This window comes from Chengkuizengella marina, assembly GCF_009910845.1.
Classification (GTDB): domain Bacteria; phylum Bacillota; class Bacilli; order Paenibacillales; family KCTC-33759; genus Chengkuizengella; species Chengkuizengella marina.
The window spans coordinates 13809-29266 of the sequence record NZ_SIJB01000020.1 but is presented as its reverse complement, the minus strand read 5'-3'; the positions used below and the strand labels follow the sequence as shown (position 1 = coordinate 29266).

The 15458-nt window shown below is 33.2% G+C and carries 15 protein-coding genes; 5 read left to right on the top strand and 10 right to left on the bottom strand.

What is annotated here, in order from left to right; genetic code table 11:
• Positions 1 to 235 precede the first annotated feature (235 nt).
• The 3 genes from ERL59_RS08690 (at position 236) to ERL59_RS08680 (ending at position 3295) form a co-directional block, all read left to right on the top strand.
• Complete coding sequence (locus ERL59_RS08690; RefSeq protein WP_160645816.1) at positions 236 to 1756, top strand: DUF11 domain-containing protein; 1521 nt, start codon at positions 236 to 238, stop codon at positions 1754 to 1756.
• Positions 1757 to 1939: 183 nt separating this feature from the next.
• A complete protein-coding gene (locus tag ERL59_RS08685) occupies positions 1940 to 2344 on the top strand; it encodes an S-Ena type endospore appendage (protein ID WP_160645815.1) in 405 nt (134 codons plus the stop codon).
• A 222-nt stretch (positions 2345 to 2566) separates the two neighbouring features.
• On the top strand, positions 2567 to 3295 hold the full coding sequence (locus ERL59_RS08680; protein ID WP_160645814.1) for an NAD-dependent protein deacylase: 729 nt from the start codon (positions 2567 to 2569) through the stop codon (positions 3293 to 3295).
• On the opposite strand, the gene ERL59_RS08675 is transcribed toward ERL59_RS08680, so the two are convergent.
• From ERL59_RS08675 to ERL59_RS08635, 9 genes are all read right to left on the bottom strand, one after another.
• A complete protein-coding gene (locus ERL59_RS08675; protein WP_160645813.1) occupies positions 3292 to 3591 on the bottom strand; it encodes a hypothetical protein in 300 nt (99 codons plus the stop codon). The genes ERL59_RS08680 and ERL59_RS08675 overlap by 4 nt on opposite strands.
• Positions 3592 to 3833: 242 nt before the next feature.
• Positions 3834 to 5111 (bottom strand): isocitrate lyase, encoded by a 1278-nt coding sequence (gene aceA, locus ERL59_RS08670; RefSeq protein ID WP_160645812.1) that lies wholly within the window; start codon positions 5109 to 5111, stop codon positions 3834 to 3836.
• Positions 5112 to 5160: 49 nt separating this feature from the next.
• The gene (aceB, locus tag ERL59_RS08665; protein WP_160645811.1) at positions 5161 to 6750 is read right to left on the bottom strand and encodes a malate synthase A; all 1590 of its coding nucleotides are present in this window, start codon (positions 6748 to 6750) and stop codon (positions 5161 to 5163) included.
• Positions 6751 to 7368: 618 nt separating this feature from the next.
• A complete protein-coding gene (locus tag ERL59_RS08660) occupies positions 7369 to 8352 on the bottom strand; it encodes a 2-hydroxyacid dehydrogenase (protein ID WP_160645810.1) in 984 nt (327 codons plus the stop codon).
• A gap of 106 nt (positions 8353 to 8458) precedes the next feature.
• Positions 8459 to 9253: an ABC transporter ATP-binding protein gene (locus tag ERL59_RS08655; RefSeq protein WP_160645809.1), complete on the bottom strand. Its 795-nt coding sequence runs from the start codon at positions 9251 to 9253 to the stop codon at positions 8459 to 8461.
• A complete protein-coding gene (locus ERL59_RS08650; RefSeq protein ID WP_160645847.1) occupies positions 9246 to 10166 on the bottom strand; it encodes an ABC transporter permease in 921 nt (306 codons plus the stop codon). Before ERL59_RS08650 ends, ERL59_RS08655 begins: the two co-directional genes overlap by 8 nt.
• Before the next feature lie 188 nt (positions 10167 to 10354).
• The gene (locus ERL59_RS08645; protein ID WP_160645808.1) at positions 10355 to 11431 is read right to left on the bottom strand and encodes an ABC transporter substrate-binding protein; all 1077 of its coding nucleotides are present in this window, start codon (positions 11429 to 11431) and stop codon (positions 10355 to 10357) included.
• A 449-nt stretch (positions 11432 to 11880) separates the two neighbouring features.
• Positions 11881 to 12318 carry a hypothetical protein gene (locus ERL59_RS08640; protein WP_160645807.1) on the bottom strand — a complete coding sequence of 146 codons (438 nt, stop codon included), beginning with the start codon at positions 12316 to 12318 and terminating at the stop codon, positions 11881 to 11883.
• 411 nt (positions 12319 to 12729) lie between these two features.
• The gene (locus ERL59_RS08635; protein WP_160645806.1) at positions 12730 to 13272 is read right to left on the bottom strand and encodes a hypothetical protein; all 543 of its coding nucleotides are present in this window, start codon (positions 13270 to 13272) and stop codon (positions 12730 to 12732) included.
• Between the two features lie 315 nt (positions 13273 to 13587).
• Between ERL59_RS08635 and ERL59_RS08630 the strand changes: the two genes are divergently transcribed.
• Together ERL59_RS08630 and ERL59_RS08625 are read left to right on the top strand one after the other, a co-directional pair.
• Positions 13588 to 14091: a hypothetical protein gene (locus ERL59_RS08630; RefSeq protein ID WP_160645805.1), complete on the top strand. Its 504-nt coding sequence runs from the start codon at positions 13588 to 13590 to the stop codon at positions 14089 to 14091.
• A 221-nt stretch (positions 14092 to 14312) separates the two neighbouring features.
• Entirely contained in the window at positions 14313 to 14777 is a 465-nt protein-coding gene (locus ERL59_RS08625; protein ID WP_160645804.1) for a hypothetical protein, read from the top strand.
• A gap of 114 nt (positions 14778 to 14891) precedes the next feature.
• Here the strand turns inward: ERL59_RS08625 and ERL59_RS08620 are convergent, their stop codons facing one another.
• The gene (locus ERL59_RS08620) at positions 14892 to 15146 is read right to left on the bottom strand and encodes a spore germination protein (protein ID WP_160645803.1); all 255 of its coding nucleotides are present in this window, start codon (positions 15144 to 15146) and stop codon (positions 14892 to 14894) included.
• Positions 15147 to 15458 lie beyond the last annotated feature (312 nt).

Sequence of the window (15458 nt, the reverse complement as noted above, 5' to 3'; positions counted from 1 at the left end):
CAATCACCTCCTAGATGACTGAATTGGTTATTATGTACCATACTATTATGCTTATCACTTATTTGATTTAGGACAATCGCACATTTGTTAAAAAATTGGCGAATGACGCATGGGAATTGCCCTGTATTTTAGTAGCAATAGAGATTTATAGGAATATATTATATTAAATAAACAAGCACTCACTTTACTAGAAACTAAAAAGTAAGAATAATCGATGAGATAGGAGTGAAATAACATGTTCATAAATCGATTTACAACAAATACTTGTGGTGCGATGACTTTTACTGGAAATACCTTGGGTTTAAGCCAAGAAACAAATATGAATGCAGCCGGTACAGCAGGAAGTATCGGAGCTTTTATTACATTAGATACTAGTCAGCCTATGGTAGATGCCTTTCCTATAGATCCAGTCCCACCTGGTGCAACTACAACACTTTCTATTGATATAAATAGTTCTGCAGCAAATTTAGTAATTCCAGCGGGGAGTACGGTACTTTATGCAGAATTAATCTGGGGGGGAAACTATTTATCAAGAGATGAAGATATCACTAGTTTAATTAATAACGATGTTCTATTTACTGTACCAGGTGGAAGTGTTTTTTCAATTACACCTGACCCTCTAACAGCAAATGAACCCACTTTTGACCCTCTTCTAGCAGTTGATCCCTTTTTTTTAAATGCAAGCGTTAATCTTCGAGGTTTTTATATGCGATCAGCAGATGTAACAAATATGGTACAGAACTTTGGCGCAGGTCAATATGCTGTTGGTCAAGTTCCTGGTTTATTAGATCCGTTAATTGCTTCTACAAATAATACAAATCATGCTGGTTGGACACTAGCAGTTATATATGAAAATTTTACTTCTTTTCCTTTTCGTAATATGACCCTTTTTGTAGGTGCACAAGGAATAGTAAACGCAAGCACAAATCCAATCATTGATGTAGCTGTATCTGGTTTTACTACTCCTACCGCTGGAATGGTCTCTGCTAGAGCACTAATAAGTGCTGGAGAAGGAGACGCTAATATTTCAGGAGATCAATGTCTGTTTGGTCCAAATGTAGGGACTTTAGTTAATTTATTTGGAGCAAACAATCCCGCAATGAACTTTTTTGGATCACAAATTGAGGATGATACAGGAGCGGTAGATACATCTGGTACTTATGGATCTAGCAATCAGGTGCCTGGAACCCCAGGAATGAATATAAGTGCTGGGCGTCAAGGATGGGATATAGCAAATGTAGATGCTTCAAGTGCACTAGTAAACAATCAGAATTCCGGCGTTTTTCGTTTCACATCTACACAAGATGCCTATATGCCTAATGCGCTAGGATTGCAAATTGATCAACTAGATAGCGTATTAAACGTAGAAAAAAGTGTAGATATATTTCTTGCTAAAAAAGGAGATATTTTAACCTACACAATTGAAATTACTAATCCAGGTCCTTCAATAGCAACCAATATAATATTAACTGATGTAGAACCTATAGGGAGTGACTTTATTGAAAATAGTGTAACTATTAATGGGGTTTTACAGCCAGGAGCTGATCCAAACGCTGGAATACAGTTAGGGGATCTTGTAGCTGGAGAAACAACCACAGTTCAATTCAGAGTTAGAGTTACAGCAGGTAAATGTTTTGTCACCAATGTAGCAATCGTGAGATTTAGCTGTAATCAAATATCAGAAAGCAATCAGGCTCTGACCACGATTTGTCATCATTGTCCAGGTTGTGCAAGTTGTCAAAAAAAAGGGCATTAAATTATTCTAATAAGTAGATTATTATTTTCTGTAATCCTGTATAACACTCTGATTATATATGAAAATGTGCATTTCAATCAGTAGATTCGCACAGACAGCAAGTACCTCAATCACATATATTAAAACATAAGGGGTTTCAATAACACCTTAAATACAATATAAACATTAGGAGTTGTTTTTACAATGAGTTGTTATAGTTCTAAAAGTGACGTTTGTTGCCCTATATCGTGTGCAGGTATTGAGTTAATTCCAAAACAACTAATTTTAATTAAAAGATGTACCCCAATTCGTAATCCTTGTGATGATGCTACTGTTGCTACATTATTCACAACAGAAATATCAACAACATCTTCACAACTTCCAAAAGGCATAATTACGATAGTAAATACAAGTACGGATTGTACCATGGACGTTAATGTGACTGAAAATGGAAACGCCGCAGTCCCTTACACAGTATTGGCTCAATCATCTATCAATATCGAGGTAAATAACTTAGTATTAGTTGACTTGACATGTACTGGTCCAGTTACAACAGATTTCTGTACAGGTACATTCGATGCAGATTTACAATATTCTATTAATAAATAAACTGTCTGATCAAGATAAATTTTAGTTTAAAATTAAGTAAAAAATTTCTACTGACTTCATCCCCTGTTTATGAAATAGGGGATTTTTAGAATCTATACATATTGATAATGATATGAATGTATCTAATTTTTTTAATTTTGGTAAAATAAAGATCTTTTCTTCATATAATTAATGTTAAAATCAATCAAATGAATGATCAACTCAACTAGGGAGGGTGTTACCATGAGCAATGGGATAAATACAATAGAACGAGTTCGATCCATTATTAAACGAAGTTCTAATATTGTTTTTTTGGGTGGGGCAGGTGTATCTACGGAAAGCAACATCCCTGACTTTAAATCCAATAAAGGTTTGTTTCAACAAGGACGTTCAGTTGAAGAGATTGTAAGTTCTAGTTTTTTCAAAAAATACCCAGAAGAATTCTATTCATTTTATAGAAAGCATTTGATTCATGAAAATGCTCAGCCTAATTTAGCTCATCAGTCTCTAGCACGTTTAGAACAGCAAGGAAAAATTAAAGCAATAATCACACAGAACATTGATGGGCTACATCAGCATGCTGGAAGTCATATCGTTCTAGAATTACACGGTTCTGTGCATCGAAACTTTTGTATAGATTGTGATATGTTCTATGGACTAGATAAAATATTAAATAATGAAGAAACTATTCCTAGATGTGAACAATGTGAAGGGATTATTAAACCCGACGTTGTTTTATATGAGGAAAGATTAGACGAAGATATTCTTGATAGTGCTGTAGACTTTATTTCAAAAGCCGAGATCCTCATCGTTGGAGGGACTTCACTTAGTGTATACCCGGCTGCTGGATTAATTGAATATTATAGAGGGGATTACTTTATTCTAATTAATAAAGCACCAACCCCCTATGATTCTATGGCGAATTATGTTATTCATGATCATATCGGAAAGGTTATGAGTAAACTCGTTTAGCGGAGGATTAGAATTCCAACAATTGTAACGATCATCGCTCCAAAAGCTACTACAACGCCTGCCCATGCTGGAACAATGGACTTATTGTTTCTTTTATCCTGGCGTAAATCATCAATTTGTGAGTTCAAATCATCAATTTCTTTATCTCTTGCTTTGAACATTTCATTAAGTTCTGGTCTTGGAACAAAACTCTTATTCCAAGTATCTAGCTTAGTATCCATTTTAACAACTACGTCACGTATTGATTTGAGCTCAGCTTCCAATTTTGCCATGCGTTCAATATCTTCTTTCTCCACGTTCATCTCCCCCGTTTCTATTAAAATTTCATTAGTTTTTATATACTGATATACTTTATCATATGATACTTATGAATGAATGGACTGGATGGATGTCCAATAGAATTAAAAATCCGCTAATATCATTTTTCATAACCACAATTTTTTACATCACAAAGTTATACATATTAAAAAATGCTTCCCCAGTATTGGAAAAGCATTTTTAACGTTTAGATTTTCAATTCAATGAATGTACCAACTGTTTACGCACTATGAAATTGAGCTTCCTCAGTTGATCCTTTTAATGCTGTAGTAGATGATGTACCACCAGAAATCACTTGTGATACTTCATCAAAATATCCTGTCCCTACTTCTCTTTGATGTTTAGTTGCTGTATAACCATATTGTTCGTTCGCAAATTCTGCTTGCTGCAGTTTGGAATAAGCAGCCATACCGTTTTCTTTGTATCCTTTTGCAAGTTCAAACATACTGTGATTTAATGCATGGAAACCTGCTAGTGTTACAAATTGGAACTTATATCCCATTTTCCCTAATTCCTGCTGAAACTTTGCAATGGTAGCATCATCAAGCTTTGCTTTCCAATTAAAAGATGGGGAGCAGTTATATGCAAGTAATTTATTTGGATATTTTTCATGGATAGCATCTGCGAATCGTTTCGCCTGATCTAGGTCTGGAGTGGAAGTTTCACACCATATTAGATCTGCATAAGGTGCATAAGATAGACCTCTTGCTATCGCCTGTTCCAATCCCGGTTTTGTTTTAAAGAATCCTTCTGATGTTCGCTCACCTGTAATAAATGGTTTGTCAGCATCATCAATATCACTTGTTATCATATCTGCAGCATCAGCATCTGTTCTCGCAATTAAGATTGTTGGAACCCCCATTACATCTGCTGCTAGTCTAGCTGAGATTAAATTACGTACAGCCGTTTGTGTAGGCAATAATACTTTACCACCTAAATGACCACATTTTTTTTCTGATGAAAGCTGATCCTCAAAATGCACACCAGAAGCACCTGCTTCAATCATTCCTTTCATTAATTCAAATACATTTAACTGACCTCCAAAACCTGCTTCAGCATCTGCAACAATGGGTGCGAACCAATCTATACTATTATCCTCTTCTAAATGACTTATTTGGTCTGCACGCTGTAAAGCTTGATTAATTCTTTTTACCACATGAGGTACACTATTTGCTGGGTATAAACTTTGATCAGGATACATTTGTCCAGCTAAATTAGCATCTGCTGCGACCTGCCATCCACTTAAATATATCGCTTTTAACCCTGCTTTCACTTGTTGAACAGCTTGATTTCCTGTTAATGCTCCTAATGCATTAACATAACTTTCAGACTGCATTAATTTCCAAAGTTTTTTTGACCCTTCTTTTGCTAATGTGTATTCAACATCCATAGACCCACGTAATTTGATTACCTCTTCTGCTGTATATGGTCTTGTTATATCATTCCAACGTTCATCAATTTGCCAACTTAATTCTAAATTTTGTATTCTTTTCATCATTTCTAATTCCTCCAATTTGTTTTTTTATTTTATATATAAAATTATTTCTTTATAAATTTTCATAACCAGGTAACGTTAAGAAGTCAGTAAATTCATTATTTTCAATTAATTGATTAAATAGTTGTACAGCTTCCTTTATAAAACTATTTTCAAATCTATCAACACCTCGCTCAGCTTTAATTTTATCCAACTCCTCTTCTTGTAATTGCTGAACAAGTTCCAAAGTTAATTTTCTTCCATCATCGAGAATACCTTTTGGATGTCTAATCCACTGCCATAACTGTGCTCGTGAAATTTCAGCAGTTGCTGCATCTTCCATCAAATTGTGAATAGGGGCAGCACCTTGACCTGAAAGCCAGGATTCAATATATTGAATACCAACATTAATATTGGTACGTACACCAGCCTCTGTAATCTTTCCTTCTGGAACAGCAAGTAAATCCTGCGCTGTTACTTTAATATCATCTCGTTTTCTGTGTATCTGATTTGCATTCGACATGATTTTATCAAACATTTCTAATGCAACAGGAACCAATCCAGGATGGGCAACCCAGGTTCCATCATGACCATCTAAAGCTTCTCTTTCTTTATCTGCTCTTACTTTTTGGAACGCTTCTTCATTTGCCTTTGGATTATTTTTTATTGGAATTTGAGCAGCCATCCCTCCGATTGCTGGTGCATTTCTTCGGTGACATGTCTGAATTACTAATTGTGAGTAGGCTCTCATAAAGGGTACCGTCATCGTTACTTCAGAACGATCTGGTAAAATCATTTCATCATGATTTCTGAATTTTTTTATATAGCTAAAAATATAATCCCATCGTCCGCAATTTAATCCTGCTGAGTGTTCTCTTAATTCATATAAAATCTCGTTCATTTCAAAGGAAGCTAATATCGTTTCAATAAGTACTGTTGCTTTTATCGTTCCTTGCGGAATTTGCAACTCATTTTGAGCATAGACAAATACCTCATTCCAGAGTCTTGCCTCTAGATGATTTTCTAACTTAGGCAAATAATAATAAGGGCCACTTCCGTTTTCAATACACTTTTTAACATTATGATAAAAGTATAAACCAAAATCTACTAAACTTGCTGATGCTGGTTCTCCATCCACAATGATATGTTTCTCTTCTAAATGCCATCCTCTAGGACGAACGATTAGTACAGCTATTTGTTCATTTAAACTATATTTTTTTCCATTCGCGTTTTCGAATGTAATCGTTCTATTTACTGCATCACGAAGATTTATTTGACCCTCCATACAATTTTCCCATTTGGGTGAGTTTGCATCTTCAAAATCTGCCATAAATACCTTTGCTCCTGAATTCAATGCATTAATAATCATTTTGCGATCAACTGGACCTGTAATTTCTACTCTTCTATCTTGAAGATCTTTAGGTAAAGGATCAATCGTCCAATCACCAGTACGAATATGTTCTGTCTCCATTATAAATTCAGGCATTTCACCTTCATCTATTCTCTGTTGACGTAAAGTTCTGTTGTATAACAATTCTTTTCTTTTTTTCCTAAATTGTCGTTCTAATTTTAAAATAAATTGCAATGATCCGTCTGTTAAGACTTCTTCAAACTTTTCATTTACTTCACTAAGAACCTCAATCCCTGATATAGCAGTATTCATAAGAAAAATTCACCCTCTCAACCATTTGTTATAGTACAGTTTAATAAATTTAATTGTATTATATAACAGATGGAACAAAAAGAGAACCCCTTTTTTAAAAATTTCTCATTTTTTTATTTAAGTGGGAATTTTAGTATCATTCTTAAATTGAACTGAAAGAGGAGAATATATGAAAGTAAAAGAATATATGAAAAAATCAAATATATCGTAATTATTCACATCAGTTATTGAAAGATGATATAGCAAGGTAAAAAAAAATTATTGAAGAGGGAATAAATTTCCAAGAATATATAGAAAATTCATATCAACAAATTAAACCATTATTATTAAAATTACCACGATGCTACAGTCGTTTATTACATCAACCAAATGATCAGACTTTTGAAATCAAATTCAATTTTAAACGTAGTCTTTCTCCAAATAAGGGAAAATTCTGTAGAGGTGTTAAGGAAATTCAAATTCATAAAGACCTAGACCTAAATTTCAGTGTAATTGGAGTAATCAATTCTGAATACCTCAAGTATTGGTAAGTTTGAATTTGCAGGTTATATTACAGTAGGCTGGAAAGTTATGAATTTAAAGTAATCGCAGTCCAAATTCATTAATTTGATGCAGCGTTTAATATATTTTAACTTTCTTATTAACATAAGCTTTAGGGTACTTTCCTTGTAGAACATTTACAATGTTATGAACCGTTAATTCCATCATTTTAGTTCTAGTTTCAATGGTAGCACTTCCTATATGAGGAACAACCACAACCTGATTAAATTTTAGTAAAGGATGCTGATTGGATATTGGTTCTTCTCTAAATACGTCTAATCCAGCACCTGCTATTTCCCCTTTCTGTAATGCTTGAACCAAATCTTCTTCTACAACGGACATGCCTCGTCCCACATTAATAAAAATTGCCGAGTTTTTCATCTTTGAAAAAGCAATTTCATTAAACTTATTTTTTGTATCATCTGTTAAAGGAAGTAAGTTAACAATAAAATCAGCTTTTTCTAACAATTCATCAAAAGAACAATATGTTGTATTTAAAGCTTTCTCTACACTTTCTCTTCTTGATCGATTATGATACAACACTTCCATATCAAATCCGCTAGCTCTTTTTGCTACTTTTTCTCCAATCCGTCCCATTCCAACTATTCCAAGAGTTTTATGATGAATATCTCTACCAACCATTAATAAAGGTCCCCAATTCTTCCAACAACCATCCATAACAAAATGATAACCTTCTACAATTCGTCTAGCAGTTGACATTAATAAGGCAAAAGCTAAATCTGCAGTAGTATCATTTAATATATCTGGTGTATTACATACAAAGATACTATGTTTTGTAGCTGTTGAAATATCTATGTTGTCGTACCCTACAGCCATGTTAGCAATTACTTTTAATTGTGGAGAATTCTCAATGATAGACTGGTCAATGATGTCATCTAGAGTTGTAAATATAGCTGTTGATTTTGCAGCCTCTGTTTTTAAAATTTGTACAGGTACCTTTTCATTTTCTGCATCCCACATTTTCACCGTAGCCATTTTCTCTAGTGGTTCTATGACTTCTCTTGGTATTTTTTTAGTGATATATACTTGAGGTTGCTTCATATATTCATCTCCTAACAAAAAATATTGAAATACAATAAAAAAAAGAATCCCTACTAGTATTTTAACTATAGGGATATAAATTTATAATATGTTATCAGCTTTTATTTTATCCTAGTATTACTCGATCATCATTTAATTCCTCACCTTTAATTGCTGTAAATTCATGAAGTAAATCTTCTACTGTGAGTCCCTGCTTTTTACTAGGTGGGATGTCCATAATAACCTGGCCCTTGTCCATCATGATCAAACGATTCCCCAATTGAATTGCTTGAGCCATATTATGTGTGACCATTAATGTTGTTAGATTAAACTCTCTAACCACTTTTTCAGTTAAATTTGAAATTAATTCCGCTCGAGATGGGTCTAACGCGGCTGTATGTTCATCTAATAGTAATATTTTAGGTTTTGTAAAAGTAGCCATGAGTAAACTCAAAGCTTGCCTTTCCCCACCAGATAATAGACCAACTTTTGCATTTAAACGGTTTTCTAATCCGATACCTAACCTTTCTAGCTGCTCTTTAAAAAAGTGCTTTTTCTTTTTATTTAACCCCCAATTCAAAGTACGTTTATACCCTCTCAAGTATGCTATAGATAAATTTTCAGCAATAGTCATATTAGGAGATGTTCCCGCCATTGGATCTTGGAAGACTCTTGCAATCCATTGGCTTCTTTGGTATTCATGAAGTTTGTTTACCTCAACATCATCTATGATTACATTTCCATCATCTGGCTTTAAAACCCCTGATATTACATTCATTAAAGTTGACTTTCCAGCACCGTTACTACCGATGACAGTTACAAAATCAGAAGGGGCGAGAGATAAATTCACATTTGATAATGCCAGCTTTTCATCAACCGTATTTGCATTAAACAATTTTGTTACATGATTGATCTTAAGCATTTATATCCCTCCCATTATTTTCTACTTTATTGTTTACTTCTCGAATTCTTTCTAAAATTTTTCTTTTTTGACCTAAACTCTTTTGTATTTTAGGCAAAATGAGTGCAGCAACGACAATTAGAGCTGTAATTAATTTTAAATCCTCTGCATTCATATTCAGCTGTAATGCTAATGCAATCACCATACGATAAACAATGGCACCTAATAATACAGCTAACGTAGCTCTAAATACCGTTTTATGTCCAAAGATTGCTTCTCCAATAATAACAGAAGCAAGCCCGATAACAATCATACCTACACCCATAGAAATATCTGCAAATCCTTGATATTGAGCTACTAAAGCCCCTGACATAGCGACAAGTCCATTGGATAAAGCAATTCCTAAAATAATAGTAAAATCTGTATTCACACCAAAACTACGAATCATTCTCTGATTATCACCAGTAGCTCTCAATGCAAAGCCGATATCTGTATGAAGAAATGCATCTACAAGCAGTTTTAAAATAATAATTACAACTGGAACAATCACTAAAAAATAATCCTCTGGAATTACACTAAATACCGTATTTTCACCAAATAAAGGTGTATTCGGTTTTCCCATTATTCTTAAATTAATAGAGTAAAGTGCAATCATCATCACAATTCCAGAAAGCAGATTATTAATTTTCCCTTTTGTGTGAAGTAAACCTGTTATCGTACCTGCCACAGCACCTGCTAAAAAGCCAGATAATGTGGCTAATAGTGGAGCATACCCGTGTGTAATCATTACAGCAGATACAGCAGCTCCTGTTGTAAAACTCCCGTCTACAGTTAGATCAGGAAAATCTAAAATTCGAAAAGAAATATATACACCAAGTGCCATTAGCACATATAATAACCCTAGTTCAATTGAACCTTCTAATGCTATAAACATATACATAATGTCGTTTGCCCCCTAACTAAGTTTATAAAGTGCCTGGTGGTCAACCTCACCCTGAAATATTTTAATATACTTTATCACGTACTAACAGTCCGTTAACAAGTTATTTACGGGCTGTTAATACAAGAAAAAGTTAGGTTAGAAGATAGTGGAAGATACCTCCCCCACTATCTAGAAACAAATTATTCTTTAATAATATTTTCTTCTTTCACTTGCTTCAATAACTCTTCACTTACAGTAATACCCTGCTCTTCAGCTGCTTTAAGGTTGATAACAAGATCAAGCTTATCAGGGTAACGAATAGCTAATTCTTCAGGTGATTTTTCACCATCAATAATCTCTAATGCCATTTGACCTGTTTCGTAACCAATCGTAAAATAATCAACACTAAAGGAAACGAAAGCTCCACTAGCCACTGTATCTTTCTCACTAGCAAATACAGGAAGATCATTTTCATTGGCAACTTGTAAAAGTGCCGGAAGTCCTGATACTACCATGTTGTCCTTCGGAATGAACAATGCATCAACTTTTCCTAATAAAGATTCTGTTGCTTGTTTTAGCTCACTTGTATTCGTTATATTTGCTTCCACCATGGCAATTCCTAATTCTTCAGCTTTTGTTTTTGCACGTTCAACTGAAACAGAAGAATTTTGTTCCCCTGCATTGTACACTACACCTAAACTTTTCACATCCGAGAACTCCTTTGCAACAAAGTTCATTAACTCTTCTAATCCTGATGGATGTGTATCTGACATGCCCGTCACATTTCCTACAGGATCATTGGATTCGTTTACTAAACCTGCTCCGAGAGGGTCCGTTACAGCCGTAAATAATACTGGAATGTTCTTAACTTCTTGTTTCATTACTTGAGCGGTTGGTGTTGTAATAGCTAGAATAAGATCATTGTCTGAAGCTTCAAATTTTTGAGCAATGGTTGTATTATTTGGCATCTCGCCTTGTGCATTTTGGTAATCCAACTCTAAATTTGTACCATCTTCATACCCTGCATCTTCCAAGGCTTGGATAAAACCTTCTCTTGTTAAATCCAAGGATGGATGTTCTATCAATTGTGCAATTCCAACCTTCACTACTTTCTGTTCTTCATTACTAGTAGTTCCGTCTGAATCACTTGAAGAATCATTTGTTGCTTCTCCATTCGTATCATTCGTTTCTGGCTGATCATCACTAGGATTGCTTCCACATGCTGCTAACGCAAAAACCATTAACACTGCGATTAAAACTACACTAATTTTCTTCATTTCTTTCCCCCCATATTGAATTCATGTTTAAAAGATTTAAAACGGTAAAGAACTCTTATATCAAACTATCATATAATGGGTTTATTTTTTAGTCAATGCTAGAAGTTGCAAGATAAATCATTCTATCGGTAACTTTAAAATCAATATAAAACTCTATATTAAAACTCTCTTTTTAAACTAGATTTCATGATTACACCAAAAGTTAGATCTGTTAATGATATAGAATTTGTCAGCAATACAAAGGTTAGAGAAGGAATCAGAATCTGATTTCATTTGTGAGCTTTGAACAACAGAAAAGCTTCTCCATTAAGGAAGAAGCTTTTCTGGGGATTCCTTGACTTATTCATTTGTGACTGCTCACTTTCAGTATACTCACCTAAAACAAATTTGACACAAATATTTAGGAAATTTCTTCTTTTTATTTTAACTTAGTATGACTGCTTTAAATTCTAAACTTCTTCTTGTTCAATTATGAATTGTATCGGAGTATATTTTTCGATTGGAATTTTAAATTCCTTCATATTTTCAACTAAGTTAAAGAACTCATTTTTAGAGTTACAGTCATATGTCCATACACTTGTTTCAAAGCCTTTTAACTCCTGATTAGACTTAAAGAAAATTGTTATTTCTAATTGCTCCATATAATCATACTCACCATCTATTTCAAATATGAATTGTCTTACATATCCTAGAGTAAAAAACTCTTCACCTCTGAAATTATATGATTCACATTGAAATAACATAGCATCATCAGAGCATTTTACTTTGATATTTGAAAATTTTTTAAAAACTCCCCATATCTCTAAGCAATCAGGTTTATTAAATCTAACATTTGCTTTTTTCAACATTTCTTCTAATGTTTGCTTTGCCATATTAGATTTTATCAATTAAATTCCTCCATTATAACTAATTAATCTTCCCTTCATTTCACTCAATAAGTAATTTTCTAAGTTCTTTTTTATTTATTGTTCATCCTATTTTATGAACAATCTATAAAATTTGCTTGGACTGGTGTCTCTAGACATTCGTGCAAAAAAAACAAGAAAAAGTAATACTTCATTGGACAAATGATTTAAAAAAGTGCGTAAAAGAAAAGACACTAATCATAGTGTCCAATATTCTTATTTCCTTTTGATTTTCAAAGGAATAAGCTACTTATATTTTTTTAGATTTTGCTTTTTTAAATTTTTTGATCCGTATTTTTGTAACTTTCAAAAACCTAGCTTTCTCATCATAATCTATAGCACTTTCCTTAATGAAGTTTTAATCTATCTAATAAAGTTGATAGTGCAATTAAGTTAAATTTTTTCTGTTGAATAATTAACAGAAGTTTGATCAATAGTGTCTAGCATAACATCTTGAAAAACATTAGAAGCTACTCCGTTAAAGTTTTGATAAAAATCGGAAATATCATCATCAAAAAATTGTATCACTTCTGCAGAAATAATTGGGAAGACTATAAAACTATCAAATCTTTTAGCCACTATAACTCTTTTATATAATTGATTTGTTTCTAATGCAAGTACAACTAATTCAGCAATTTTTTCAGGTGTTTGTATAAAAGGGGACGGAGCTTTTAAACCTCTCCCCAACCCTTCTTCTATTTCAACAAGTAAACGAACGTTTCCATAAATATATTCTTTAACAATTAACGTATTTAAGGCCTGCGCTTTCGCCTCATCGTGCACAATTACTTTGAGAACATAATCTCCTGAAACTTGTTTAAGCGGTTCAATATGAACAAGATCATCGTCACCAATTGTATTTATAATTTTTTGAGACTGTATAACCCAAGGTGGTGATAACATTGGGTCCTGCTCACTGCTGTTATTATTGGACATAATATGACATCCCCTCTCTTTTCTACCCCCATTATATTCATTAAATAAAAAATTGGTTCTTATGTAAAATAATTACATAAATAGATATAAGGAAATAATGACTCTTGAAAGCTGTTGAAATCAGTATGAGGTATCCACCTCTAACAAGTGTTTAACAATCAAATTGTTTTAAGTTCTTGTATTGTTGGCTTTCTACGCTTTGAATGGACTACATATTGACCTAGCATTAGCGGATATTTGAATCTAGGGTACACACATCCAGTCAAATCCACACAATTATGAATACGCTAATAAAAAACTAAAAGGCGTGATTTTATGGGTGTTTTTAATAGAACAATTTGTGATTGTTGTATTTGTCCGTTGCAATCTGTAATGAAACAATTAGTTAATCAAACAGATGTACTCATATGTACTCCTGTAAGTGCAGAATTTAACCTTACCATCAATTCAGTGGATAATTTCATTGCAGAAACCTCTGCAGGTTTTTATGCTTTATGTAATGTTACATCTGTTTCTAGTAGTGTACTAGGAGCTAGCACTAATTTAAAACCAGTCCAACAAGATGTTAAAGGAGAATGCAACTGTTGTGAAGATCCATCTACAAATCAATTAATTTCATTAGGAGTAGGTACATCAGTTCAAATTGAATATGCATGTGAATCAGCATTAGGATCTCTGCCTCCTTTATCAGGAAATATCCTAAAGATAGGAGAAGGTATTGTTATTTTAGAGAATGTCGTAAGTGATAATACTGGTTTGATTTTAGACAATACAGCCATTTCAACTTGTCAACTTACAAGAATACGACAGATAACTTAATCATACGAATAGGGCTTAAACACATACTAAAGAATCTTACAAATGTCAAAACTATTTGCAATCAATCGTTTATAAATTTTCTTGTCAGGAAAGACAAAAAAAACCAGTTGTTATCCAAAATACGAGTGAAAACATCACAATTTAATATAAACAGTACAAACGTCTAGTCAAAACATAATTTCAACTCATACAATATAAAAAATTGAAGGGATATGTTAATTATGGGTGTTTTTGATGAATCTATATGTGATTGTTGCGTTTGCCCTATGCAGTGTGTTTTAGAACAGTTGGAAGGGCAACTAGTAGGTTTAAGAACTACTGCAGGGAATTTTGATGCAATCTTGGATAATGTTAATAACTTCATTGTAAATTACACTGATGGAGTTTCTTCTAATCGTAATTTAGCAATTAGTCAAATTATCGCTTTTGAATTCGATCCTGAATTAAACCCTAATGGTATTAGATTAAAACCACTAAAAAACAGTGTGGGGGAATGTAAATGCATTGAAGACCCAATAACAAATCTGCTGAATTCCCTAAAAGGAAAAGAAGAAGTTGAAATTATTTTTTTAAATGGTTCTATTTCTGGAATTATTACAAATGTTGGGAATGGGGTCGTATTGGTTGGTGATAATGTAATCATCTCAACTTGTAATATAATAATAGTAACTCCCATACCCACATAATAGTCAAACACATTTTCTTGCATAATAAAAAGCACTACTTTGAGTGCTTAAATTAATTTAACATAAAAATTTATTTTTTCTTTTTTGCCATTATTCAACTACTCTAATACCATTTTAAATAAATAAAAAAGGAAACACATTATCTTCGATTCCGAAATTATCCTGAGTGTCATCTTTCACATCAGCATCAATGGTGTTTGTTGTGCTCACAAAATTATTCGTTCTTGGCAAATCGCCTCTATTAAAACAACCACTACCAGCATATGCTTTTGTATATTCTACAGGTGTGATCTGCACTGTATCTCCTGCACGTAACTTCGCACCACCAGAAACATTAATTATTTTAGCTATTCCTAAAATTGATGGCAATCCTTCATCACTCCTTGTAATTATGAGAATGGGTTAAATTAAATCCCTTATACACCATATGTAGATATTAGACTAAGCGAGTGGGCATCTACCTATGAAACTTAATTCTTTTCATGAAAGATATTCTTGAATCTCAACATAAATAAGGATTATCCTCTAATAAATTATTCTCATTCATAACTTAAAAAAATATCAATGTTTTTCATCCTAGCTCCCTCCCCTAGTCAATCTTGGATGATTATACCCACAAAAAAAGAGCGCTACATTCGCCCTTCCTTTTATCACTTTATTATAATAATGATATGGATTTAA

Coding starts and splice junctions, on each gene's coding strand:
- aceB (WP_160645811.1), bottom strand. CDS start 6,750: ATGAATACTGCTATATCAGGGATTGAGGTTCTTAGTGAAGTAAATGAA.
- ERL59_RS08690 (WP_160645816.1), top strand. CDS start 236: ATGTTCATAAATCGATTTACAACAAATACTTGTGGTGCGATGACTTTT.
- ERL59_RS08680 (WP_160645814.1), top strand. CDS start 2,567: ATGAGCAATGGGATAAATACAATAGAACGAGTTCGATCCATTATTAAA.
- ERL59_RS08685 (WP_160645815.1), top strand. CDS start 1,940: ATGAGTTGTTATAGTTCTAAAAGTGACGTTTGTTGCCCTATATCGTGT.
- ERL59_RS08645 (WP_160645808.1), bottom strand. CDS start 11,431: ATGAAGAAAATTAGTGTAGTTTTAATCGCAGTGTTAATGGTTTTTGCG.
- ERL59_RS08635 (WP_160645806.1), bottom strand. CDS start 13,272: ATGTCCAATAATAACAGCAGTGAGCAGGACCCAATGTTATCACCACCT.
- ERL59_RS08655 (WP_160645809.1), bottom strand. CDS start 9,253: ATGCTTAAGATCAATCATGTAACAAAATTGTTTAATGCAAATACGGTT.
- ERL59_RS08660 (WP_160645810.1), bottom strand. CDS start 8,352: ATGAAGCAACCTCAAGTATATATCACTAAAAAAATACCAAGAGAAGTC.
- ERL59_RS08625 (WP_160645804.1), top strand. CDS start 14,313: ATGGGTGTTTTTGATGAATCTATATGTGATTGTTGCGTTTGCCCTATG.
- ERL59_RS08630 (WP_160645805.1), top strand. CDS start 13,588: ATGGGTGTTTTTAATAGAACAATTTGTGATTGTTGTATTTGTCCGTTG.
- ERL59_RS08650 (WP_160645847.1), bottom strand. CDS start 10,166: ATGTTTATAGCATTAGAAGGTTCAATTGAACTAGGGTTATTATATGTG.
- aceA (WP_160645812.1), bottom strand. CDS start 5,111: ATGATGAAAAGAATACAAAATTTAGAATTAAGTTGGCAAATTGATGAA.